General features: G+C 63.1%; 18 protein-coding genes. 8 read left to right on the top strand and 10 right to left on the bottom strand.

Translation table 11 applies throughout. The features are described from left to right. Window positions 1-40: 40 nt before the first annotated feature. Window positions 41-1,018, bottom strand: coding sequence for a magnesium transporter CorA family protein (locus ACVWVY_RS40410; RefSeq protein ID WP_456631600.1), 978 nt, complete (start codon window positions 1,016-1,018; stop codon window positions 41-43). A 401-nt stretch (window positions 1,019-1,419) separates the two neighbouring features. On the opposite strand from ACVWVY_RS40410, the gene ACVWVY_RS40415 reads away from it, so the two are divergent. Beyond that, a complete protein-coding gene (locus ACVWVY_RS40415) occupies window positions 1,420-2,109 on the top strand; it encodes a L,D-transpeptidase (RefSeq protein ID WP_456631601.1) in 690 nt (229 codons plus the stop codon). Between the two features lie 28 nt (window positions 2,110-2,137). Here the strand turns inward: ACVWVY_RS40415 and ACVWVY_RS40420 are convergent, their stop codons facing one another. Further along, entirely contained in the window at window positions 2,138-3,301 is a 1,164-nt protein-coding gene (locus tag ACVWVY_RS40420) for an extensin family protein (protein WP_456631602.1), read from the bottom strand. Window positions 3,302-3,386: 85 nt separating this feature from the next. Here ACVWVY_RS40420 and ACVWVY_RS40425 point away from each other — a divergent pair, with 85 nt between their 5' ends. Next, window positions 3,387-5,015, top strand: coding sequence for a fatty-acid--CoA ligase (locus ACVWVY_RS40425; protein WP_456631603.1), 1,629 nt, complete (start codon window positions 3,387-3,389; stop codon window positions 5,013-5,015). A 484-nt stretch (window positions 5,016-5,499) separates the two neighbouring features. After that, on the top strand, window positions 5,500-6,396 hold the full coding sequence (locus ACVWVY_RS40430) for a LysR substrate-binding domain-containing protein (protein WP_456631604.1): 897 nt from the start codon (window positions 5,500-5,502) through the stop codon (window positions 6,394-6,396). Between the two features lie 121 nt (window positions 6,397-6,517). Here the strand turns inward: ACVWVY_RS40430 and ACVWVY_RS40435 are convergent, their stop codons facing one another. Beyond that, a complete protein-coding gene (locus ACVWVY_RS40435; RefSeq protein ID WP_456631605.1) occupies window positions 6,518-7,771 on the bottom strand; it encodes a hypothetical protein in 1,254 nt (417 codons plus the stop codon). 522 nt (window positions 7,772-8,293) lie between these two features. Here ACVWVY_RS40435 and ACVWVY_RS40440 point away from each other — a divergent pair. From ACVWVY_RS40440 to ACVWVY_RS40450, 3 genes are all read left to right on the top strand, one after another. Further along, window positions 8,294-9,142 carry a DUF1499 domain-containing protein gene (locus ACVWVY_RS40440; RefSeq protein ID WP_456631606.1) on the top strand — a complete coding sequence of 283 codons (849 nt, stop codon included), beginning with the start codon at window positions 8,294-8,296 and terminating at the stop codon, window positions 9,140-9,142. A 194-nt stretch (window positions 9,143-9,336) separates the two neighbouring features. Beyond that, on the top strand, window positions 9,337-10,485 hold the full coding sequence (locus ACVWVY_RS40445; protein WP_456631607.1) for a helix-turn-helix domain-containing protein: 1,149 nt from the start codon (window positions 9,337-9,339) through the stop codon (window positions 10,483-10,485). Between the two features lie 98 nt (window positions 10,486-10,583). Continuing rightward, window positions 10,584-11,828, top strand: coding sequence for an acyltransferase family protein (locus tag ACVWVY_RS40450; RefSeq protein WP_456631608.1), 1,245 nt, complete (start codon window positions 10,584-10,586; stop codon window positions 11,826-11,828). 55 nt (window positions 11,829-11,883) lie between these two features. Here ACVWVY_RS40450 and ACVWVY_RS40455 read toward each other — a convergent pair whose 3' ends face one another. The 4 genes from ACVWVY_RS40455 to ACVWVY_RS40470 all read right to left on the bottom strand — a co-directional run bounded on the left by ACVWVY_RS40455 (window position 11,884) and on the right by ACVWVY_RS40470 (window position 17,309). Further along, on the bottom strand, window positions 11,884-12,804 hold the full coding sequence (locus tag ACVWVY_RS40455; protein ID WP_456631609.1) for an MBL fold metallo-hydrolase: 921 nt from the start codon (window positions 12,802-12,804) through the stop codon (window positions 11,884-11,886). A gap of 199 nt (window positions 12,805-13,003) precedes the next feature. Beyond that, on the bottom strand, window positions 13,004-14,218 hold the full coding sequence (locus ACVWVY_RS40460; protein WP_456631610.1) for an acyl-CoA dehydrogenase: 1,215 nt from the start codon (window positions 14,216-14,218) through the stop codon (window positions 13,004-13,006). Window positions 14,219-14,321: 103 nt separating this feature from the next. Next, on the bottom strand, window positions 14,322-15,398 hold the full coding sequence (gene ribB / locus ACVWVY_RS40465) for a 3,4-dihydroxy-2-butanone-4-phosphate synthase (RefSeq protein WP_456631611.1): 1,077 nt from the start codon (window positions 15,396-15,398) through the stop codon (window positions 14,322-14,324). 183 nt (window positions 15,399-15,581) lie between these two features. Next, window positions 15,582-17,309 carry a cation:proton antiporter gene (locus tag ACVWVY_RS40470; protein WP_456631612.1) on the bottom strand — a complete coding sequence of 576 codons (1,728 nt, stop codon included), beginning with the start codon at window positions 17,307-17,309 and terminating at the stop codon, window positions 15,582-15,584. A 58-nt stretch (window positions 17,310-17,367) separates the two neighbouring features. On the opposite strand from ACVWVY_RS40470, the gene ACVWVY_RS40475 reads away from it, so the two are divergent. After that, on the top strand, window positions 17,368-17,904 hold the full coding sequence (locus tag ACVWVY_RS40475) for a DUF3124 domain-containing protein (RefSeq protein WP_456631613.1): 537 nt from the start codon (window positions 17,368-17,370) through the stop codon (window positions 17,902-17,904). Between the two features lie 55 nt (window positions 17,905-17,959). Next, a complete protein-coding gene (locus tag ACVWVY_RS40480; RefSeq protein ID WP_456631614.1) occupies window positions 17,960-19,204 on the top strand; it encodes an aminotransferase-like domain-containing protein in 1,245 nt (414 codons plus the stop codon). Between the two features lie 39 nt (window positions 19,205-19,243). Here ACVWVY_RS40480 and ACVWVY_RS40485 read toward each other — a convergent pair whose 3' ends face one another. Genes ACVWVY_RS40485 through ACVWVY_RS40495 form a run of 3 tightly spaced genes read right to left on the bottom strand, consistent with a single transcriptional unit; the run spans window position 19,244 to window position 21,626 of the window. Beyond that, window positions 19,244-20,671 carry a M20/M25/M40 family metallo-hydrolase gene (locus ACVWVY_RS40485; RefSeq protein ID WP_456631615.1) on the bottom strand — a complete coding sequence of 476 codons (1,428 nt, stop codon included), beginning with the start codon at window positions 20,669-20,671 and terminating at the stop codon, window positions 19,244-19,246. 12 nt (window positions 20,672-20,683) lie between these two features. Beyond that, window positions 20,684-21,175, bottom strand: coding sequence for a RidA family protein (locus ACVWVY_RS40490; protein WP_456631616.1), 492 nt, complete (start codon window positions 21,173-21,175; stop codon window positions 20,684-20,686). A gap of 19 nt (window positions 21,176-21,194) precedes the next feature. Continuing rightward, window positions 21,195-21,626: a c-type cytochrome gene (locus ACVWVY_RS40495; RefSeq protein WP_456631617.1), complete on the bottom strand. Its 432-nt coding sequence runs from the start codon at window positions 21,624-21,626 to the stop codon at window positions 21,195-21,197. Window positions 21,627-21,632 lie beyond the last annotated feature (6 nt).

Genomic DNA, 21,632 nt, shown 5'->3' on the forward strand with positions numbered 1-21,632 from the left:
GCGGATCTTCGCAGGTGCGGAACCGTGGGGAACCGCTGGTTTACAACCACTTCTTCCACTTGAAGAGGAAGTACGGCAGCACGGCTGCCATGAGCATCATGACGAGCGCCATCGGATAGCCGTGCGCCCATTCGAGTTCCGGCATCGCCTTGAAGTTCATGCCGTAGATCGAGGCGATCAGCGTCGGCGGCATCAGGACGACGGCCATCACCGAGAACAGCTTGATGATGTTGTTCTGCTCGAGATTGACGACGCCGAGCATGGCGTCGAGCGTGAAGGTAATCTTGTTGGAGAGATAGGACGAATGGTCGGTCAGCGAGACGACGTCGCGCTGCATGGTCTTGAGTTGCTCGCGCATGTCCTTGGACCATTTGGCGCCTTCCACCACCGCCGACAGGAAAGTGACGACACGGCCGATCGAGACCAGACTCTCGCGGACCTTGGAGGTCAAATCCCCCTTGCGCCCGATCGCGATCAGGATCTGGGAATATCGCTTGGCCTGGCCGTGGCGCTCGCTTTCGGGCTCGAAGATGTCGTGGGAGACCTGATCGACCTCGGCGCCGGCGCGCTCCAGAATGTCGGCGCAGCGGTCGATCACCGCGTCCAGCAGTTCCATCATCACCATTTCACCCGATATGCCCGGCACGCATGAGCGCGCCAGCTTATGCTCAACAAGGGCGAACGGCTTCGGCTCGTCGTACCGCACCGTGACCAGGCGGTGACCGGCCAAAATGAAGGTGACGGGCGTCGTTTTCGGCATATCGGTGTCGGATTGGCACATCAGGGTCGCGGTCATGTAGCGGGCGCCGTTCTCGATATAGAGCCGGCTGGAAATCTCGATCTCCTGCATGTCTTCCCGGGTCGGCACCGCGATCCCGGCCAGCCGCTCGACCGCGCGGTCCTCCTCCATCGTCGGGTTCAACAGGTCGACCCAGACCGCATTGTCCGGCAACAGCGCCGGATCCACGGCCGGGAGCTTCTTCAGGGCGGATTCGGAGGGAACAAACACCGAAAACATGGGCAACTCCGGAACAGGGCGGCAGTCTCTCGTCTAGACGCGCCTTCTTGACGCGAACCGGTACCTACTTCGCTTGAAAACGCCATAGCTAGCCAGCGGCACTAAATCCGATTCTGGCAAGCGCTTCATGACCGGCGCATTAACCGCCGATCCATATTTGTGGCGGTGAGGCGGCGCTCGCGCGGCCACGCTTGGGCCCCGGTGCACTCCCGGCCCTGAAATCAACCGGAAGTCGCAAAAGTTGCGGCATAAAAGCCACAGCCGCGCTTCCGCAGCGCGAAACCGGCGTGCAAACGCTGGCATAAGCGCCGGCTTTTGCGGATAATGGGATTAATGGAATCGTCGCGTTTGGGCCGCAAGATTGTTGCTGCGAACGCAAGACTTTCGATTGGAAGTACGCCATGTCGTCGATGAAAGTAATCCTGGGGTTGTTCGCCGTCGGCCTTGCGTTGTCCGGTTGCATGCCGGCAACGACGTATCAGGCCGCCCCTGAAGCCACCCTCAAGCCGAACGACAAGGCCCAGCTCGCCAAGGCGCGCTATGCCGTGGTGCCGCCGGCAGAGCCGTTCCGCCGCGCCATCGTCGACTATCACCGCAAGGAACTGCCCGGTACCATCGTGGTCGATTCCGATAATCATTACCTCTATTTGGTCCAGGACAGCGGCAAGGCGATCCGCTATGGCGTCACCGTCGGCGAGGAAGCTCTCGCGTTCTCCGGCATCGCCAAGGTCGGCAACATGGCGGAATGGCCGAAATGGACGCCCACGGCCGATATCCACAAGCGCATCGAAGGCCTGCCCGCCTCGGTGCCCGGCGGTGTCGACAATCCGCTCGGCGCCCGCGCGCTCTACCTTTACCAGGGCAACAAGGACACGCTGTTCCGCATCCACGGCACCAACCAGCCGGAATATATCGGCGCCTCGATCTCGTCTGGCTGCATCCGCATGACCAACGAGGACGTCATCGACCTCTACAGCCGGGTGAAGCAGGGCACGGTTGTCGTCGTGCTCGATCCCAAGCAGGGTGACTCGCCGTACAATTCCAAAATGGCGCTGCAGGGCGGCGGCAACAGCGGCGCGTTGGCCCAGTAGCCACTGCCGGTTGCACCGCAGCCGAAGATCAAGAGCGCCGGTTTTGCCGGCGCTTTTTCTTTGCAGGCTTCTCCTCGCGCGGCGGCTCGGCCTCATCCGGCTTCTCGGCATTGGATTTTTCGGCGTCCGACTCGGCATCGGACTTTGCATCAGACTTGGCACCAGACTTGGCACCAGGCTTCGCATCAGACTTGGCACCAGATTTGGCGTCGTCCGGCTTGGCGGCGACCTCGCGCGGCGGCGCTTCCTCGGGCCGCTCGGCCGGCAATAGCGGCGCTTTCTGCGGCAGCGGGTCCAACACGTCCCACTGGCAGATCCGGTAATTGTTTCGCCGTTCCATCAGGTCGAGATGGATATGGTCCTCGTGGTACCAGTCCGAGCTGGGACCCAGCACGGTCGAGAACCGCGTGCAGGCGGAATGCAGCACACTTTCGCGCAATCCCCTCGGCACGGTGCGGTCGGTCAGCGAGATCGTGCTGCCGTCGGCGAACTTGAAGGCACGAACGTCGAGCGCGTTGGCGCGGCCATGTTCGGAAAGCTGGGCGCCGACGATGCGGTTGCGGCCGCGGCACTCGAACGAATCGAAATTGTCGAGATTGGAGATGGCGGTGCCGAGGCGCTCCGCCAGCGGCGCGATATCACTACGGATCCAGCCGGCCAGTGCTGCCGCCATCTTACAGCGCAGGATCGCCGCCGGCTTCACCGAAACCTGCCGCTTGTCCGGCAGCACGATCGCCTCCAGCCGCACCAGATCCTCGCCCCCGCAGCCGCCGGCGCCCTTGATGTCGGGGATACTGGGCGCGATGGCGACTTCGTCCGTCAGCGCCAGCCGGCAGGCCGACGGCTGTGGCGTGGGCTGCGGCGCGGGCGCAGCCCGCCGGTCGGGCTTGCCGTTGGGGGGCGACGCCTGCTGCTCCTTGTCCGGCTCGTCGCGCTCGGCTGAGGGGGCCTCGGAAGGGCGCGGCATCGGCAGCGGCACCGCCGCGCGGCGCGGCGTCGCCCGTTCTTTTGGCGATGCATCCCTTAACAGGTCAGCCCATGGCGCCGAGCGGGACGCTTTCGCCGCCATCGCTGGCCGGGCTGGCATGCCAAGCAGGAGCGCCACCGCGGCAACGGTAACCATGGCCGGTTCGATGCGGCGAAAGGCGCCATAAGACCATTTCCGGCTTGCGTTCTGCGCGGTAAAGTTCATGTCAATTCCATGAACCCAACCCCCGATCCGCCCGTACAGTCGGCGGATCGTGCGGCAACGAATAAACCATCGGAGGGAAGTGCGTATGCTCGGATTGATGCAAGACTGGCCTTTGCTTTGCCATCGGATTATCGAACACGCGGCGAAGTACCACGGCACGCAAGAGGTCGTCACGCGTTCGATCGAAGGTCCCATTCATCGCACCAATTACGCCGAAATTCATGCACGCGCGCTGAAAGTATCGCAACGGCTTGACCGCGACGGCATCAAGCTTGGTGACCGCGTCGCCACCATCGCCTGGAATACCTGGCGTCATCTCGAAGCCTGGTACGGCATCATGGGGATCGGCGCGATCTGCCACACCGTCAATCCGCGGCTGTTCCCCGACCAGATCGCCTGGATCATCAACCACGCGCAAGACCGCGTGGTGATGGTCGATATCACCTTCGTGCCGATCCTGGAAAAGATCGCCGCCAGCCTGCCGAGCGTCGAACGCTACATTGTGCTGACCGACAAGGCGAACATGCCGCAGACCACGCTGAAGAACGCGGTCGCCTATGAGGACTGGATCGCAGAAGCCGACGGCAAGTTCAAATGGAAGGACTTTGACGAAAATACCGCAGCCGCGATGTGCTACACCTCGGGCACCACAGGCGATCCGAAAGGCGTGTTGTATTCGCACCGCTCCAACGTGCTGCACGGGTTGATGGCCAACAATGTCGACGCCCTCGGCACCAGCGCCGCAGAGACAATGCTGCCGGTGGTGCCGTTGTTCCATGCCAACAGCTGGGGCATCGCGTTCTCCGCGCCCTCGATGGGCACCAAGCTCGTGATGCCGGGCGCCAAGCTCGACGGCGCTTCGGTCTACGAACTCCTCGACACCGAGAAGGTCACGCACACCGCCGGCGTGCCGACCGTGTGGCTGATGCTCCTCAACCACATGGCGGCCGGCAATCTGAAATTGCCCCACCTCAAGAGCGTGGTGTGCGGCGGCTCGGCGATGCCGCGCTCGATGATTAAGTCGTTCGTCGACATGGGCATTCGCGTGCGTCACGCCTGGGGCATGACCGAGATGAGCCCGATCGGCACCGTCGCCGCGCTGAAGCCGCCGTTTGCCGAACTCACCGGCGAGGAGCGGCTCGACATCCTGCAGACCCAGGGCTATCCGCCATTCGGCGTCGAGATGAAGATCACCGACGATGCCGGCAAGGAACTGGCGTGGGACGGCAAGATTTTCGGCCGCCTCAAGGTGGCTGGGCCCGCGGTCGCCAAGGCCTATTTCAAGGTCGATGCAGATATCCTCGACGACGAAGGCTTCTTCGACACCGGCGACGTCGCGACCATCGACCAGCACGGCTATATGCGGATCACCGACCGCTCCAAGGACGTCATCAAGTCCGGCGGCGAATGGATTTCGTCGATCGATCTGGAAAACCTCGCAGTCGGCCATCCCGCGGTCGCGGAAGCGGCCGTGATCGGCGTCTATCATCCCAAATGGGACGAGCGCCCGCTTCTGATCGTCCAGCTCAAGGCCGGCCAGAAAGCGACCCGCGAGGACATCCTGAAATTCATGGACGGCAAGATCGCCAAATGGTGGATGCCCGACGACGTCGCTTTCGTCGAAGGCATTCCCCACACCGCAACCGGCAAGATCCTGAAGACCGCGTTGCGCGAACAGTTCAAGAGCTACCGCTTCCCGAACGCCGCGGCGTGAACCAAATCTGTCCCTCCCGTGCCGGGAGGGACAGCCCAAACAGGAGCCGGCGTGAATGAGATCGCACGCCGGCGTGGCTGGTTGGACGGTTGTAATTTTTCGGCAGCTTCACTGAGGAAATCCCTCGGAGCGCGCCGTCGATATCTCGATATCAAACGCAGCGTTTCCCCACGGCAGGATGCTGGAGAGAACGGCGCACCGCAATTGCCGCCCAAGCTTCGCGTATCATTCGAACTGCTGATAGCATCGAAGACGTCATGGCTGCGGCGCGCTGACGGTGCGCAATCGCTGCGTACACCCCGATATCGATACTGCCATTGGTATGGCGGAGGACAGCATCACTGCTGCCCGACTGCCTTGGATCGCCGCTCCAATTCTCTTCCGCTGACATTGTCTGCGTCTCCATGAGTTGACGGCTTCAACTTATTCCTTTCTCATATGTTGATAATCGACTATAATTTCATTTTACTCGTGAATAGAATTCATGAATAGCGCCTCTGCCGAGATGAATGCCTTTGTGCGTGTGATCGAGCGTGGCAGCTTCGCTGCGGCGGCCGGCGATCTCGGGATCACGCCTTCAGCGCTCTCCAAACTCGTGACCCGCATCGAGGACCGGCTGGGCGTCCGTCTGCTGACGCGAACCACGCGCCGTCTGGCTTTGACCGCTGAAGGCGAACTTTTTGTCGCCCGGAGCCGGGAGATACTTGCATCGATCGAGGCTGCGGAAGCCGAGATAACGGCGGGAAGCCAAGCTCCGCGCGGCCATTTGAGGATCAGTGTCGGAACGGCCTATGCCAAACAGACACTCGGTCCGTTGCTTCCGCTCTTCCTCGCGCGCTACCCGCAGATCACCGTCGAGCTTCTTGTTTCGGACCGGCAAATCGATCTCGTCGCCGAGCAGGCAGACATAGCCATCCGCTCCGGATGGCTCGGTGACTCGACCCTCATAGCGCGCAAGATCACTGACGCCAGACGCCTGATCTGCGCGAGTCCGATCTATCTGAAGAAATACGGCTCGCCGCGCGTGCCCGCCGATCTGTTGCAGCACAACTGCCTGACGCTGACTGGGTTTGGGCAGTTCAACCAATGGCCGTTCCACACCGATGAAGGCATCAACCGGCTCGCCATCTCAGGCACCTTTGCAAGCGACAATGCCGACCTGCTGCTCGATGCTGCGGTAGCAGGGCTCGGCATTGCGAGACTGGCGGATTTCGTGGTCGGGCGCGCGTTCCGGGAGGGCGCGCTCGTCCCGCTGCTGATGGATGCCCATCTGAGCGAGCCGTTTCCGATTCATGTCGTGACCGTGCCCGGCCGTCACCGCACTCCACGCGTGAAGGCGTTCACCGAGTTTATGGTGTCGCAGTTCGACAATGGGCGGTGAGCCGCAATTCCTGCTGCACGCCGGTCGCCGGGCTGGCTCGACCCGTCACAGACGCGTCGGATCGGCCGCCTGGCTCACATGATCGGGAGATTGACGGGCGCGTGCGACGCGCCGCGTCGAATCAGCGCGAGAGCGCCAGCGCTTCCAGCTTTCGCTGCGCGTCGGGTTCGCCCCATTCCTTGGCCCGCTGATACCAGATGCGGGCTTGGGCGGCGTCCGCCAACCCGTCAGCGCCGAGTTGCCTGAGCATCGCCGGATCGTAGGTCGTGCCGACGAGCAAGGCCGACCGCGCATCCCGCGCCTCGGCGCCGCGCATCAGCAACAGCCGCGCCGACTGGACGTCGCCGCCGGCGAGCAGATCCTGTCCGCGTTTGATCAGGGCAGCGACTTCTCTCGCATCGAGGCTGCGCACGACGTCCGCCTGCGGCGGGGTCGGGATCGCCGACGGCACGGCCGCGGCCACGGCGACCGGAGGCGCCACGACAACCGGCGGCGGCACCACCACGGCAACCGGCGGCGGCGGCGCCACGGCAACCGGCGGCGGCGCGACGGCCCTTGGCGCTATCGCAGCAAGGCTTGGCGCAGCTGCCTGCCAGGTCAGCCGCGTCGAGGTGCCGGTGAGAGCCACGCCGTCACCGTCACGCAATTCCGCGGTGACCAGCATCTGGCCGGCGAAGCCTTCCGGCGGAATGACCGAAACGCCGGAAATCTCCGTCGCCGGCACGCGCCACTCAGAACCAACACGCTTTCCGGACGTCAGCCGTGCGCCGGCCGTCAGTCCGTTAATGGATACGAATGCGCCGGGCGGTGGAGCGCCGACGTGAATTCCGAGCGGCACGGGATCATTGGCGAAGCCGCTGCCGTCCTGCACGGCAAGGGTCGCCGTACGCTTCTGTGGTGCCGGCGGCTGCGGCGCCGGGGTAACTGACGATTTTACCGACTGCCAGGCGGCCGCAAGCGACGCATTGTCCTGGCCGGCGGGGCGTTGCGAAGACGGAATGGCCATGACCAGAAGCGTCGCGATGCTCGCTGCAATCGCCACAGCGATCGAAAAGCGGATAACCTGCTGGAGCAGCGCGCGCCGCCCTGACAGGTCGCGGAGCACGGACGGCGCTTCGACCGGCGCCATGTCCCGCGCCTCCTGCATGGCCTGCGCGACAGCCTTGGTGAACATTTCGGAATCCTGGCGGCGTGGAGGCTTGCCAATTGGTTGCAAGTTCGGTCCTTCCGTCGGCATTCGCGGACGCCACCCGTCGTTCTGCACGAGCGACGGACTCGGCTGCTCGCCGGTTGCCCGCTGCTCCCTCAGCTCGCGCGGCGCATAGTATTCCGGATCGTTCGGACCGAGATATCCTTCGTGCTTTGCATCACTCATACTGAACACTCGCCCCAATGAGGCTATCCACCAGCCTCGCGGACGTATGCCGATTGCGCCCTATACGATGATCCCTGAAACTCCGGATGGGCGCAACCGCTCTTTGCGGCTCCGCCCGGTAACAAGGACCGGCAGTTGAGATCATCCTGCAGCGCTTGCGGCTGACACCCGCCGTTTCCCCTTTGGGTTGGTGTTCGCCGTGTCCCGTGCAGGACAGTCCCGTGTAACGGCAAATACGACAACCCGGCGGCAAGAGGTAGACGAAAGTTGGACCGACTTCAATCTACAACTAATAATCAATTTACAGGGATAGTTAACCGGCAAGGTTGCTGCAGCCCCTGCATTGGCCGATTAGCAGCGTTTTCGAGCGAAGTGGACACCCGGTTCGCGTCAAGAAAACGCGTCACACAAGAAGTATAGCGCGCAAACCTTGAAATTCGCGCCCTGCCGTGGTCTCAAGTTGCGAGTTTGCAGCCCGGCTGCCCGCCCGGTCAGACAGACTCCAACCCGGCAGATTTACCAATGGCCCGAAGGTTTTCCGCTCCCTACCAGTCGGAGCCCGTGTCCAGCCTCGCCACCTGGTCGCGCAACCTCGCCATCTTTGCCGTGGTCGCGGTGGTGGTCTCGATCCTCATCGTCCGTTTCGGCTTCCTGGAGATGAAGCCCGCGCTGGCGACCTTCTTCGGCGCGCTGGGTTGCGCCGTGCTTTCGATCCTGGTCGGCCTCGCTGCCTTTGCCGCGATCTGGCAGAACGGATCGCGCGGCATGGGCCGGATCTTGCTGGCGTTCCTGATCAGTACCGTCCTGCTCGCCTACCCGGCCTACCTTGCTTTGCAATACCGCAAGCTGCCGCCGATCCACGACATCACCACCGACCCGATCGATCCGCCGCGCTTCGAGGCGCTGGCGCGGCTGCGCAGCGGCGAAGGCGCCAACCCGGCGGTCTATGCCGGGCTCTATTCGGCCGAACAGCAGCGGGTCGCGTATCCCGAGATCGAGACCGTGGAGCTCGAAGTCCCGCCGCAGCGGGCCTATGAGGTGACGCTGGCGCTGGTCAACAAGCGCAAATGGCTCGTGATCGATGAACGGCCGCCGCAGCTGCCGCGCCGCATCGGCCGTATCGAAGCGGTGGCACGGACGCCGATCATGGGTTTCCGCGAGGACATCTCGATCCGCATTACGCCCGACGGCGAGGAATCGCGCGTCGATATCCGCTCCTCCTCGCGCTATTTCGAAAGCGACCTCGGCAGCAACGCCGCACGCGTCTCCAAGCTGATCGAGGACATCAATTCGGCCGTCGACAACGCCAAACCGGCGCAGAAGAAGCCGCAGGCGCCGGCCAAGGCGCCAGCGAAGACGGTGAAGAAATAGCGAATGGCGAACAGCGAGTGGGGACACGCCACGCCGTGCACTCATGATCACCAGTCCCGACCAATGTCCGCTTACGCTCGAATTGCCGCACGAAAGCAGGCATTCCAGAACCGCAGGATCGCGATTGCGATTTAAGATTGTCCGGGCGCGAGGCGGATGCGAGATTAGGGGTCTCGAACAGGAAAATCTGAACTGTGAATGACATGAGTCTCACAGCGCTTGATCTCGGGCTTCGCGGCGCGGCGAGCGGTTTATTCCTGATGATGGTGCTGGTGCTGTTGCAGCTGCGGCCAACCAACCGAAACATCCTCCTCGGCATGGCCATGGCAGCCGGTGGCGCGGCCTATGCGATCGCGACCGCGCCGTTCATCCCGAAATCATCATTCTGGTGGACGCTGCCCATCCTGTCCGCGCAATCCGTCGTGTTCTGGCTCTGGGCGCGGGCGACCTTCGATGACGATTTCATCCTGAGGCTGCGGCATGGCGCCTTGTGGCTGGCCGTTGCCGGCATCGGATTCTCGGTATCCCTGACCTGGACAAGTTGGCCAGCACTCGCAAGGAACGGCGCCAAGGTTTTGTCGATCATATCTCTGGTATTGGCGCTCTCCGTCGCAATACAGACGGTCAAGACCTGGCGCGCCGATCTGGTCGCCCGGCGGCGCCGGCTGAGAATTGCGGTCGTCGTGATAAATCTCGTCTTTATCGCTCTTGTCGCTGGGTCGGGCTTTACCTCGACCTCGGTCCCCGTTGCCGGCGCGGGCGCGCCCGGCAGCCTTGCCAGCTCACTCAGCCTGTTCGTGCTGGCGATGTTGGGCGGCTGGGGCCTTTTCGGCGCGAACGCAACCACTGCCGCGATGCAGGCTACGGCAGCAATAGTATCCGGCGACACGCCCCGCGAAACCCAAGTTGGAACCCGTGACGGCGATCATCGCGACCAGGTAGCCCCGATTCTGCTGCGCCGCCTCGACAATCTGATGACCGTGGAGCGCATCTACCGGCAGGAAGGTCTTTCGATAGGCGCGCTGGCGGTCAGGCTCGACCTGCAGGAGTACCGGCTCCGGCAAGTGATCAACGAGGGGTTGGGCTATCGCAACTTCAACGCGTTCCTCAATCGCTACCGCATCGACGATGCCAAAGCTGCGCTGTCCGACCCGAACCAAAGGGACGTCCCGGTGCTGACCATCGCGATGGACGCCGGATTCCAGTCGATTGGACCGTTCAACCGCGCCTTCAAAGCCGATACCGGCATGACGCCGACCGAATTTCGGCGCCACGCGCTGGCCCAATCGCCAGTCGCTGCATCCGAAAGCGACAGAAACTTCAAAATCGGCCAGTCCCGCTGAAAAATCGGCTAGCCGAATTCCGGATCGGGCAAGAGCGGATTGGCGCGATCAGGCAGAAAAGCCTCAGGATTCCCCGGCAACGATCCTTGAGGCCTTCCATGCCCAGCGCAACCGACGTCGGTCCAACTCCGGAACGGCTGCACGCCCTTGATGCGGTCAGGGGCTTTGCCCTGCTGCTCGGCATCGTCCTGCACGCAACTCTCTCATTCGTTCCGGCGCAAACGAGGTTCTGGATCATCCAGGACACTCATCCCAGCATCACCCTGGCGCTGCTGTTCTTCGCAATCCACGTGTTCCGGATGACAACCTTCTTTCTGATGGCAGGCTTCTTCGCACATATGAGTTTCCATCGACGCGGCCCCTGGGGCTTCATCAAGGATCGGATGCAGCGGATAGGGGGGCCGCTCGTGGTCGCCTGGCCGATCCTGTTCGCGGTGATGGGTATGGTCGTGTTCTGGGCCGCGGGTTTTCCGAACGGCGGTCCGATTCCAGGCGAGCCGAGCTGGCCGCCGGTGCTGCCCAGCTTTCCCCTGACCCATCTCTGGTTCCTCTATGTCCTGCTGGAGCTCTATGCGGCCACGTTGCTGCTGCGCAGCGGCGTCGCCTGGCTCGACCGGAGCGACCGTCTTCGCACCTCCGCCGACCGCCTGATCGCCCGGATCATGCGAACTCCGTTGGCTCCGGCGATCCTGGCCGTGCCGATCGGCATCGCCCTCAGCCTCGATCCGACATGGGTGGGTTGGCTTGGCGTGCGAACGCCGAATCAATCCCTTATCACCAACCTGCAGGCGCTGATCGGGTTCGGCACCGCGTTCGGCTTTGGCTGGTTACTGAATCGTCAGATCGATTTGCTGCGGATCCTGGAGAAACGCTGGCTCATCAACCTCGCATTCGCGATCGGCTTGATCGCGATAAGCTTCGCCCTTGCCCTCGTGCCGAGCCTGCCCGACGTGCGGTCGATACCGATCGGCGTCGGCACGATCAGAGTAACCGGCGCCATCGTCTACGCGCTGGCGATCTGGACCACGACATTCGCGGCTATCGGCCTCGCGCTGCGCTTCATGTCCGGCTTCAGCCCCGTGCGGCGCTATCTCGCCGACGCATCCTACTGGCTCTATCTGATCCACATGCCGATCGTGATGGCGCTGCAGGTCGCGGTATCCCGCCTCGACTGGCCTTGGCCGATCAAGTTCGCGATCATCCTCGTGGTCGCCCTTCCCGTGATGTTGGCGAGTTATCAGCTGCTGGTGCGTTACAGTTTCATCGGCATTGTACTGAACGGCCGCCGCCTGCGCCGCGAGAGAACGCTCGCCGTCACCGCCCCAGGTTCCGCCGCGACATGACAGGCCGCAGCGCGGCACGAGTCCATGCCCTGGCGCCCTATCCTTTTCGCTACTCTTAATTCGCCATCCGGTACGTTCCGCCGATCACCGGATCGCCGTCGGTCGCCACGATCCCACGGGTGACCAGATCTTCCAGATGGGCCAGCACGGAATAGCCGGCGGCGTTGGTCAGCCGCGGGTCGATGCCGATATAGATCGCGCGCACCATGGTCGGGATGTCGGCCTCGCCCTTGGCAAGCCGATGCAGGATCGAGGCTTCGCGGGCCTGCCGGTGCCGGGTCAGGAAACGGACGTAACGCGGTCCTTCCGGAATCTCCGGCCCATGGCCTGAAAAATACAGATCCTCCTCGCGGGCTTCCAGCCGCGCCAGCGAGGCCATGTAGTCGATCATCGATCCGTCCGGCGGTGCGACGATCGAGGTCGACCATCCCATCACGTGATCGCCGACGAAGTTGACCTTTCGCTCAGGCCACGCGAACGCCAGATGATTGGCGGTGTGGCCGGGGGTCGCCACCGCCTCCAGCGCCCAGCCCTGCCCCTCGATGACGTCGCCGTTCTTGACCTCGATGTCGGGCCTGAAATCGCGGTCGGCACCTGACTCCGGATTGTGTTTCTCGCTCTCGAAGCGCGGCCGCGAGGCGCGATGCGGGCCCTCGGCATAAACAGGCGCGCCGGTGGCGGCCTTGATCCGCGCCGTGTTCGGCGAGTGGTCACGGTGGGTATGGGTGACCAGAATATGCGTCACCGTCTCGCCGCGCACGGCCTCAAGCAGCGCCTTGGCATGCGCTTCGTCATCCGGTCCGGGATCGATGATCGCGACATTGCCTTGGCCTACGATGTAGCTGACCGTGCCGGTGAAGGTGAACGGGCTCGGATTATTGCAGAGAACGCGCCGCACGCCGGGGCGGGCTTCATCGACGACACCCGGCTTGAGCGGAAAGTCGCGGTTGAACGGAATGTCGTCGTTGTCGGCCATGGGGAGTTCCTATGCGGCGTCGCGACACATGCTCAGTCGTCATCCCCCGCGAAGGCGGGGTATCCAGTAAACGCCGACGTTCGAGATGAAACGAGAGGCCGCGGCGTACTGGATCGCCCGCCCCAGTGCGCAATTGCGCACAAGGCGGGCGATGACAGCGGAAAAATGAAGTCACGTCCGGGATTCCTCGCAACGCGCTTTACGAAAACGCCTGAATGCCCGTGATCGCACGGCCCAGGATCAGGGCGTGGACGTCGTGGGTGCCTTCATAGGTGTTCACGGTTTCCAAATTCGCGGTGTGGCGCATCACGTGGTACTCGATCTGGATGCCGTTGCCGCCGTGCATGTCGCGGGACACGCGCGCAATGTCGAGCGCCTTGCCGCAATTGTTGCGCTTGACGATCGAGATCATCTCCGGCGCGAACTTGCCCTCGTCCATCAGGCGGCCGACGCGCAACGAGGCCTGCAGGCCCAGCGCGATTTCGGTCTCCATGTCGGCGAGCTTCTTCTGCACCAGTTGGGTGGCCGCCAGCGGCCGGCCGAACTGCTTGCGGTCGAGCGTATACTGGCGGGCACGGTGCATGCAGTCCTCGGCAGCGCCCAGCGCACCCCAGGAAATGCCGTAGCGGGCGCGGTTGAGGCAGCCGAACGGGCCCTTCAGGCCGGACACGTTGGGCAGCAGCGCGTCCTCCGGCACCACCACGCCGTCCATCACGATCTCGCCGGTAATGGAGGCGCGCAAGGAAAGCTTGCCGCCGATCTTCGGCGCCGACAGGCCCTTCATGCCCTTCTCGAGAATGAAACCGCGGATCTGGTTGTCATGCGCGGCGGATTTCGCCCAGACGACAAAGACGTCGGCGATCGGCGCGTTGGAAATCCACATCTTGCTGCCGGTCAGCCGGTAGCCGTCGGCCACCTTTTCGGCGCGGGTCTTCATGCCGTTCGGATCGGAGCCGGCATCCGGCTCGGTCAGGCCGAAGCAGCCGACCCACTCGCCGGTGGCGAGCTTGGGCAGGTATTTCTTGCGCTGGTTCTCGTCGCCATAGGCGTAGATCGGATACATCACCAGCGACGACTGCACCGAGTTCATCGAGCGATAGCCAGAATCGACGCGCTCGATCTCGCGCGCCACCAGGCCATAGGCGACGTAGCTCGCGTTGGCGCAGCCATACTCCTCCGGCAGCGTGATACCGATCAGGCCGAGTTCGCCCATCTCGTTGAATATCTCGCGGTCGGTCTTCTCTTCGAGATAGGCCTTGATGATGCGCGGCTGCAGCTTGTCCTGCGCGTAGGCGCGCGCGGTGTCGCGGATCATGCGCTCGTCTTCGGTAAGCTGTTCGTCGAGCAGGAACGGATCGTCCCACTGGAAACCCGCAGCAGTCGGCTTGTCCTTGGTTTGAGGCCGCACGCTCATGAAAATCCCTTTCGCATCACTGTCCTCATGGAAATTGCCGGCCAAATTAATGCGCTATCGGCCGAAGCGCAATTGGATTGGGTGGTTGACCGGATGACGAACGCTAGTCTTCCAGCCGTTCGTTCGAGACGATCTCGATGCCGAAACCGGACAGTCCCTTGTAATCGTGCACCGACTGGGTCAGGTGCCGGATCGAAGTGATGCCGAGGTCACGCAGGATCTGGGCGCCAACGCCGACTTCACGCCATTGCCGGTTGCGATCGGCCTCCGCCGATTTCTGTTCGCCGACCGGCTCGACGGGAACTCCGGCTGCGCCGTCACGCAGATAGACCAGCACGCCGCGGCCGGCATCCTTGAAATGGTTCAGCACGATCTGCATGCGCGCCTGGCCGGTGAAGAGATCCTTGACGATGTTCGGCTTGTGCAGCCGCGTCAGAACGTTCTTGCCGTCGCCGATGTCGTTGTAGACGAACGCGACATGCGCAATCTCGTCGAATGGCGAGCGATAGGCATAGCCCTGCAGCGGCCCGATCGGGCTGTCGGTGGTGAAGGTCGCGACCCGCTCGATCAACTTCTCGCGCGCCTGGCGGTAGGCGATCATGTCAGCAATCGTGACATGCTTGAGCTTGTGGGTGGCGGCAAAGCGTGCGACCTGCTCGCCCTTCATCACGGTGCCGTCGTCGTTCATCAACTCGGAGATGACGCCGACCGGCGGGAGCCCTGAGAGCTTGCAGAGATCGACGGCCGCCTCGGTATGGCCGGAGCGTAGCAGCACGCCGCCGTCGCGGGCGATCAACGGGAAGATGTGGCCGGGCCGGGCAAAATCATTGGCGCCGGCGTTCGGATTGGCGAGCGCGCGGCAGCAGGAGGCGCGTTCGTCCGCCGAAATGCCGGTGCCGCCATCGGGCTTGTAGTCGATCGAGACCGTGAAGGCGGTGGTGTGGTTGGACTCGTTATGCGCCACCATCGGATCGAGCCGCAGCCTGCGGGCGTCGTCGGTGGTGATCGGCGCGCAGACGATGCCGGAGGTGTGGCGGATGATGAATGCCATCTTCTCCGCGGTGCAGAGCGAGGCCGCGACGATCAAATCGCCCTCGCCCTCCCGGTCGTCATCGTCGGTAACGACGACGAGTTCACCCTTGGCAAAGGCTTGCAGAACTTCCTGGATCGTATCGGCCATTTTCTCAAAATCTCGCTATCTTCAGCCAGTGCATTAGCCGGACTCCTTGGTCTGCGCCAGCGTCAATACGCAGGGCAGAACGTCGCCCGCAGGCATACCTGGATGCCGGCCCGAACGAAGCCCGTGGCCCGGATGGAGCCGACGGGTCGCGCGAACGCGCGCCCGGGCTACGCTAGCCCATTTCTACGGCAGTACCTCGCGGCGCTCGCTGAGCAGCGCGTCGGTCTCGGCGCGCTTGTCTTCGAGCAGCCCGGCCTGGGCGGCCTCGATCACCTTGTACAGTTCATGAGCGTCGCTGAGCCTGGTCACCGTCACGTAGTCGGCCCCGGCGTCGTAGAGGTCGTTGACGTCGGCCAGGATCTCGGCGGTCGCGACGATCTTGGCGGTCGGGTTCAACGAGCGGACATGCCGGACCAGCTTTTCATTGTCGGCGCCCTTCAACAGCGAGTCCGGGATGCTGAGGATGATCAGTTCGGACTTGCCGACGCCCGCATGCACCAGCGTATCCACATTGCTGATGTCGCCGTAGACCACGTGCATGCCACGGTCCGTCAAGGTCCGGAACACCAGCGGATTGAAATCGATCACCGTGATCTGGTCGAGAGCCGCCGGATTGCGCTGTTCGATCTCGGCCAGCAGCGCGCTTGCGGCACGGAAGAAACCGAGGATGACGACCCGGCGTGCCTCCCCGTGGCCGCCCTCATGCCCGGCTTCGGCGTCATGCTTGTGATCGAGATCGCGCAGACCCATCCGCTTCAAGGGACCGATCAGGCCGCGCGTCACCTGATCGCTGCGCGCCATCACGAAGGTGCTCACAACCGCCAGAACCACGAAGGCGAACGACGCCGCGCTCGACGTCTCGGTCGTGATGTGGCCTGCGGTGACGCCGGTCTGGATCACGACCAGCGAAAATTCCGAGATCTGCGCCAGATTGATCGCCGGAAGCAGGCTGGCGCGCAGGCCCTGCTTCATCAGATAGAGCGGTGCAAACGTCGTCACTACGCGGCTGACCACCGTGAAGGCGGCAATCATCAGCGCCAGCCCGATCACCGACGCCCCCGGGATCGGGATCGTCATGCCGAGGGCGACGAAGAACAGCGTGATGAAGAAGTCGCGCAGCGTGGTCACCTTGGCGGTGACATCGAGCGCATAGGGGAATGTCGACAGCGAAACGCCCGCCACCAGCGAACCCATCTCGCGCGACAGGTGAAGCCTCTCCGCGATCTCGCCGATCAGAAAGCACCAGGCCAGCGCGCCGAGCAGAATCAGTTCCGGCCGGCGTGCGATCTGATGGAACAGCCACGGCAGCACATAGCGGCTGAGCACCAGCGCGGTCGCCACCAGCGCGCCGACCCGCGCGATCGAGATCAGGATCACGCTGACCTGCAGATTGTCCAGGCTCGGCTGCACCGCCAGGAACAGGATCGCAAAGATGTCCTGCAGCACCAGCACGCCGAGCGTGATCCGCCCGGGCAGCGTGTCGAGCTCGCGCTTTTCGTACAGCACCTTGACGATGATCACCGTGCTCGACAGCGCGCAGGCGATGCACAGATACAGCGCGTCGAAATGCCCGCTGCCCATCGACAGGCCGATCCCGATAAAGAACAATATCCCGAGCAGGACGCCGCCGATCAATTGCCCGCCGGCGGCGAACAGGATGACCTTGCCGGCGCGCACGATCTTCTTCAGGTCGATTTCCAGCCCGATCATGAACAGCATGAAGATCAGGCCGAGTTCGGAGATGACGTTGATCGATTCCCGGGACTTGACCCAGCCCATGCCGAATGGACCAATGACGAACCCGGCGATAAGGTAGGCCAGGATCAGCGGCTGCCGGGAAAAATGCGCCAACAGGCCGAGCACCCAGGCGAACAGGATGCATAAGGTGATATCGCGAATAAGCTCGTGCATGGTTCCGGACTTCCCCCTGCCCCAACCTAGAGGTCCCGGCGCGGGGGTCAAACAAGCAATGTGTCACAGCCGTGGTAGGCACCTTCTTTTCGCGATTCTGGCCGCGCTGTCGATCCTGTATTGCCCGGCGGCCTTCGCGCAGAACGGGACCATCGAACAGAATTTTGCCGCCTCCCTCACCGCGTTGCCTGCGGAAAATCTCGCCGTATCCGGCGCATTCTATGTGCCTGTCTATTCCAGCGTCTCGATGAGCCAGGGCAAGCTGCGGGCGGATTTTTCGGTCACGCTCAGCGTCCACAACGCTTCCGAAACCCGCCCCCTGATCCTGAAGCGGATCGCGTACTTCGACACGTCAGGCAAGATGGTGGAAACCTACCTCAAGTCGCCGGTTGCGCTAAAACCGTTCGCAACCATCGAAGTCTTGATCGCCGCGAACGACGTACGCGGCGGAACAGGGGCCAATTTCGTGGTCGACTGGGCGGCCACGGGCGAAATCGCCGAGCCTGCGGTCGAGGCGCTGATGGTTGGCAGCGTCGGCGCCGGACATTACGCCTTCATCAGCCAGGGGCGGCCGATCAGGGTCATCAAGAACTAGCCTGCAAGAGGGTCGGAAGACCTTCTCAACGAAAACAAAACGGGAGTGAATATCCATGTCCACCGCAACCCCCTTCGATTTCGCGCCCTTGCTGCCCGCCGGATTGCCGGCGCCGGCAGCACGGTGGACGGGCCTTGCCAAATACAGTTTCGTCGGCGGCAACAACGATCCCGACCAGGTTCCGGTCGACGGCCTGGTCGAGGCGATCAGCGCCGTGCTCAGGCGCGAGGGCAAGACGCTGGCGACCTACGGGCTTGCCAGCGGTCCGCAGGGTTATCGTCCCCTGCGCGAATTCCTCACTGCGAAACTCAAGCGTGACGCCGGCATCGCCTGCAGCGCCGATGACATCATGATCGTCTCAGGTTCGCTGCAGGCGCTCGACCTCGTCAATCAAACGCTGCTGGCGCGCGGCGACACCGTGCTGGTCGAACAGGAGACCTATCAGGGCGCGCTGACCCGATTGACGCGGCTCGGCGTCAAGGCGGTCGGCATTCCCCTCGATGACCAGGGCATGCGGATGGACGCGCTGGCGGCAGTCCTCGCCGACCACAAGAGCCGCGGCATCACGCCGAAATACATCTACACCATCCCGACCGTGCAGAACCCGACCGGCTCAATCATGCCGGAGACGCGGCGCGCGGAGATGCTGAAACTGTCGCAGCAATATGGCGTGCCGATCTTCGAGGACGATTGCTACGCCGATCTGATCTGGAGCGGCGAGCGCCCGCCCGCGATCTATGCCATGAGCCCGCATGGCGGCGTCATTCACATCGGCTCGTTCTCGAAATCGATCGCCCCCGCCCTTCGGGTCGGCTTCATCGTCGCGCCCTGGGAGATGATGTCGCGGATGCTGGCGCTGAAGACCGATGCCGGAAGCGGCGCGCTGGAGCAGATGGTGCTGGCGGAATATTGCGCGCCGCATTTTTCCACCCATGTGCCAAAATTGACGCGCGGCCTGCGCGCCAAGCTCGACACCCTGATGGAAGCGCTCAACGAGCAGTTCGGCACCGCGGCCGAATTCGAAGCGCCCGAAGGCGGCATCTTCCTGTGGGTGAAACTGCCCGACAATGTCGACACGCTGAAACTCTACCAGGCCGCACTCGCCGCGGGCGTTGCGATCAATCCCGGACCGGAATGGTCGACCGACAAGGTCTACTCCGGCAGCCGGCTACGGCTGTGTTTTGCCAGTCCCTCGCACGAGCAGATCCGCGAGGGCGTCGCCCTGCTCGCCGAAGTCTGCCGCAAGGAATTTGGCGTGCCGGAACGAATTGCCAATGTGGAGAAGCGCGCGCGGAGCTGAGCGACCCGGCCCCGCGCTCTTGCCGCATCTAGCCGCTTGTCACGTTCCGCCCGACAGCATCTTCACCAGGCGATAGAGATACTCCTGCCCTTCGTAGAACGATTTCACGGCGACGCGCTCGTCCTTGCCGTGGGCGCGGAAGTCGTTGATGTCGCCGGCGAGACCGGAATGGCCGTAGGTCGGAATACCCGCATTGCGCAGATAGCTGCCGTCGGTTGCGCCTGCGCTCATGACGGGAAGGATCACAGCGGTCGGCCAGAATTCCTTCGACAGTTTCCCGATCGCACCCATGATTTCCTCGTGCAGGGCCGAGGGCGCGCTCAGGACCCCCTGCTCCATCTGGGTGACCTTGATCTGATCGTCGTCGAGCACCTTCTCAAGCGTCGCCTTGACGCCTTCGATCGGCTCGCCCGGCATGATCCGGCAATTGACCTTGGCGGTCGCAAGCTGCGGCAGCGCGTTCACGGCGTGGCCGCCCTCCAGCATCGTCGCCACGCAGGTGGTGCGGAGCTGCGCATTGTAGGCCGGATTGGCCGCAAGGCGGACGAACGACAGCGACGCCGGATCGGGCTTGTCCGACAGGGCCGCGCGGATGTCGGCCGCGGTCTGCTCGCTTTCGAACTGGGCGGTGCGCTCGAAATAGGCGCGCGTCGTCTCGTTCAGGTTCATCGGGAATCTGAAGTTCGAGAGCCGCACCAGTCCTTCCGCGAGACGATAGATCGCGTTGTCCCTCGCGGGCAGCGAGCTGTGGCCGCCCTTGTTCTTCACTTCCAAAAGGAAGCTGACCGAGACCTTTTCCGAGGTCTGGACGCTGTTGCGGATCGGCTTGCCGTCCTTCAACCCGACGCCCCCGCCTTCGTTGAGCGCGAACTCGGCGTTGATCAGATCGCGATGGTGCTTCAGCAGCCACCGGATGCCGAGTTCGTCACGGTCGAGGATTTCCTCGTCGGTCTCAAGCGCCAGGATGATATCGCGGTCGGGCTTGTACCCCTCCTTCTTGTAGCGGATCATGTTGGTGACGAAGGCTGCCGCCATGAATTTGTCGTCGCCGGTACCGCGTCCGTAGTAATAGCCGTCTTTCTCGATCAGCTTGAACGGATCGACCGACCAGTCCTCGCGATTTGCAGGCACCACGTCGATATGGGCAAGCAGGAGGATCGGCTTGCGCGCGCCGGTACCGCGCAGCCGCACCACAAGGTTGCCCTTGCGCGGCGCGGGCTGCAACACCTGCACGTCACCATCCGCAAAGCCGGCCGCACGAAGGCGCGCCGCCATTGCTTCGGCCGCCTTGGCGGTGTCGCCGGTCGCGGTCACCGTGTTGATCTCGACCAGTTCCTTGTAGATGTCGTAGGCGAACTGCTGCTGCGGGGTCAAAGTCTCGGCAACAGCGGCACAAGCAATCAACGTCGAGACAAGCGTCGCTGAAAGTAGCACCGAACGAAGCTTCCAGATCGTGGTTCTGCGCATCCTGCTCTCCTCTTATTTGCTGTTGTCCTTGACCGCGATCACCTCGATCTCGACCAGAAAGCCGGGATTGGCGAGCGCTGCGACGCCGACGACCGAACGCGCCGGCAGATTCGGCTGGCTGCCGCCGAAGAATTGGGTGTAGCCCTCCATGAAGCCTTTGAAGTCCATCGGCGCGGCGGCGTTGTGCACCAGGAAGACCTGCATCTTCACCACGTCGCCCATGGTAAGCCCAAGGCCTTCGAGAATGGTCTTGATCCGGTTCAGCACCCCGATCGACTGCATTTTGGTGTCGCCATAGGCCTGCAGGCTCGCGGGATCGGCGTCCTTGTTGACCGCCGGCGGCACCTGACCGCTGACGTAATAGGTCGTGACGTTGCCTCTGACCTCGACAGATTGTGCGATCGGAAAGGTCGAATTCGGGATCGGATGCCGCACGATCTCGGCCCGCGCCGCCGTGCATGCCGCCAACAGCGCAGCAAGCATGAAGATGATCTGTTTTTTCATAAGCCTCTCCCCTTTTCGCCTAGCGGCGCGCCTGCTTGACGTCGGCTGCGGTCACCGCGTCGGTGAAGTAATTGCCGAAATGCGTCCGCACATAATTCACGACCTCGGCGATCTGACCATCGGTCATCATCTCGCCGAATGGCGGCATGCCGCGTTGACCGTTGACGACAAGATAGACCGCATAGCCGCCGGCTTCGAGATTCTTGTCGCGGGCCAGCGGCGGATAGGTGCCGGCGCCTTTGGCGCCCTCGCCTTGCGGCATGTGGCAACCCTGACACAGCGATCGGTAGATGGATTCGCCGGTGGTTTGCTGGAATTTCGGTCCCACCGAGAACATGGGCTGGACGCTGGTTGCGGGCGTGCTGCTTTGCGCCTGGGCACTCTGGGCAGCAACCGCTGCCAGAACGGTAATGGCGCTTGCGAGACAGCATTGGATGTTGCGCGCGTTCATGGTCAT

The sequence above is a fragment of the Bradyrhizobium sp. URHC0002 genome (assembly GCF_054059515.1).

Excerpts from the sequence above, each read along its gene's own strand:
- ACVWVY_RS40410 (WP_456631600.1), bottom strand. The coding sequence starts at position 1,018 with ATGTTTTCGGTGTTTGTTCCCTCCGAATCCGCCCTGAAGAAGCTCCCG.
- ACVWVY_RS40415 (WP_456631601.1), top strand. The coding sequence starts at position 1,420 with ATGTCGTCGATGAAAGTAATCCTGGGGTTGTTCGCCGTCGGCCTTGCG.
- ACVWVY_RS40420 (WP_456631602.1), bottom strand. The coding sequence starts at position 3,301 with ATGAACTTTACCGCGCAGAACGCAAGCCGGAAATGGTCTTATGGCGCC.
- ACVWVY_RS40425 (WP_456631603.1), top strand. The coding sequence starts at position 3,387 with ATGCTCGGATTGATGCAAGACTGGCCTTTGCTTTGCCATCGGATTATC.
- ACVWVY_RS40430 (WP_456631604.1), top strand. The coding sequence starts at position 5,500 with ATGAATAGCGCCTCTGCCGAGATGAATGCCTTTGTGCGTGTGATCGAG.
- ACVWVY_RS40435 (WP_456631605.1), bottom strand. The coding sequence starts at position 7,771 with ATGAGTGATGCAAAGCACGAAGGATATCTCGGTCCGAACGATCCGGAA.
- ACVWVY_RS40440 (WP_456631606.1), top strand. The coding sequence starts at position 8,294 with ATGGCCCGAAGGTTTTCCGCTCCCTACCAGTCGGAGCCCGTGTCCAGC.
- ACVWVY_RS40450 (WP_456631608.1), top strand. The coding sequence starts at position 10,584 with ATGCCCAGCGCAACCGACGTCGGTCCAACTCCGGAACGGCTGCACGCC.
- ACVWVY_RS40455 (WP_456631609.1), bottom strand. The coding sequence starts at position 12,804 with ATGGCCGACAACGACGACATTCCGTTCAACCGCGACTTTCCGCTCAAG.
- ACVWVY_RS40460 (WP_456631610.1), bottom strand. The coding sequence starts at position 14,218 with ATGAGCGTGCGGCCTCAAACCAAGGACAAGCCGACTGCTGCGGGTTTC.
- ribB (WP_456631611.1), bottom strand. The coding sequence starts at position 15,398 with ATGGCCGATACGATCCAGGAAGTTCTGCAAGCCTTTGCCAAGGGTGAA.
- ACVWVY_RS40470 (WP_456631612.1), bottom strand. The coding sequence starts at position 17,309 with ATGCACGAGCTTATTCGCGATATCACCTTATGCATCCTGTTCGCCTGG.
- ACVWVY_RS40475 (WP_456631613.1), top strand. The coding sequence starts at position 17,368 with ATGTGTCACAGCCGTGGTAGGCACCTTCTTTTCGCGATTCTGGCCGCG.
- ACVWVY_RS40480 (WP_456631614.1), top strand. The coding sequence starts at position 17,960 with ATGTCCACCGCAACCCCCTTCGATTTCGCGCCCTTGCTGCCCGCCGGA.
- ACVWVY_RS40485 (WP_456631615.1), bottom strand. The coding sequence starts at position 20,671 with ATGCGCAGAACCACGATCTGGAAGCTTCGTTCGGTGCTACTTTCAGCG.
- ACVWVY_RS40490 (WP_456631616.1), bottom strand. The coding sequence starts at position 21,175 with ATGAAAAAACAGATCATCTTCATGCTTGCTGCGCTGTTGGCGGCATGC.
- ACVWVY_RS40495 (WP_456631617.1), bottom strand. The coding sequence starts at position 21,626 with ATGAACGCGCGCAACATCCAATGCTGTCTCGCAAGCGCCATTACCGTT.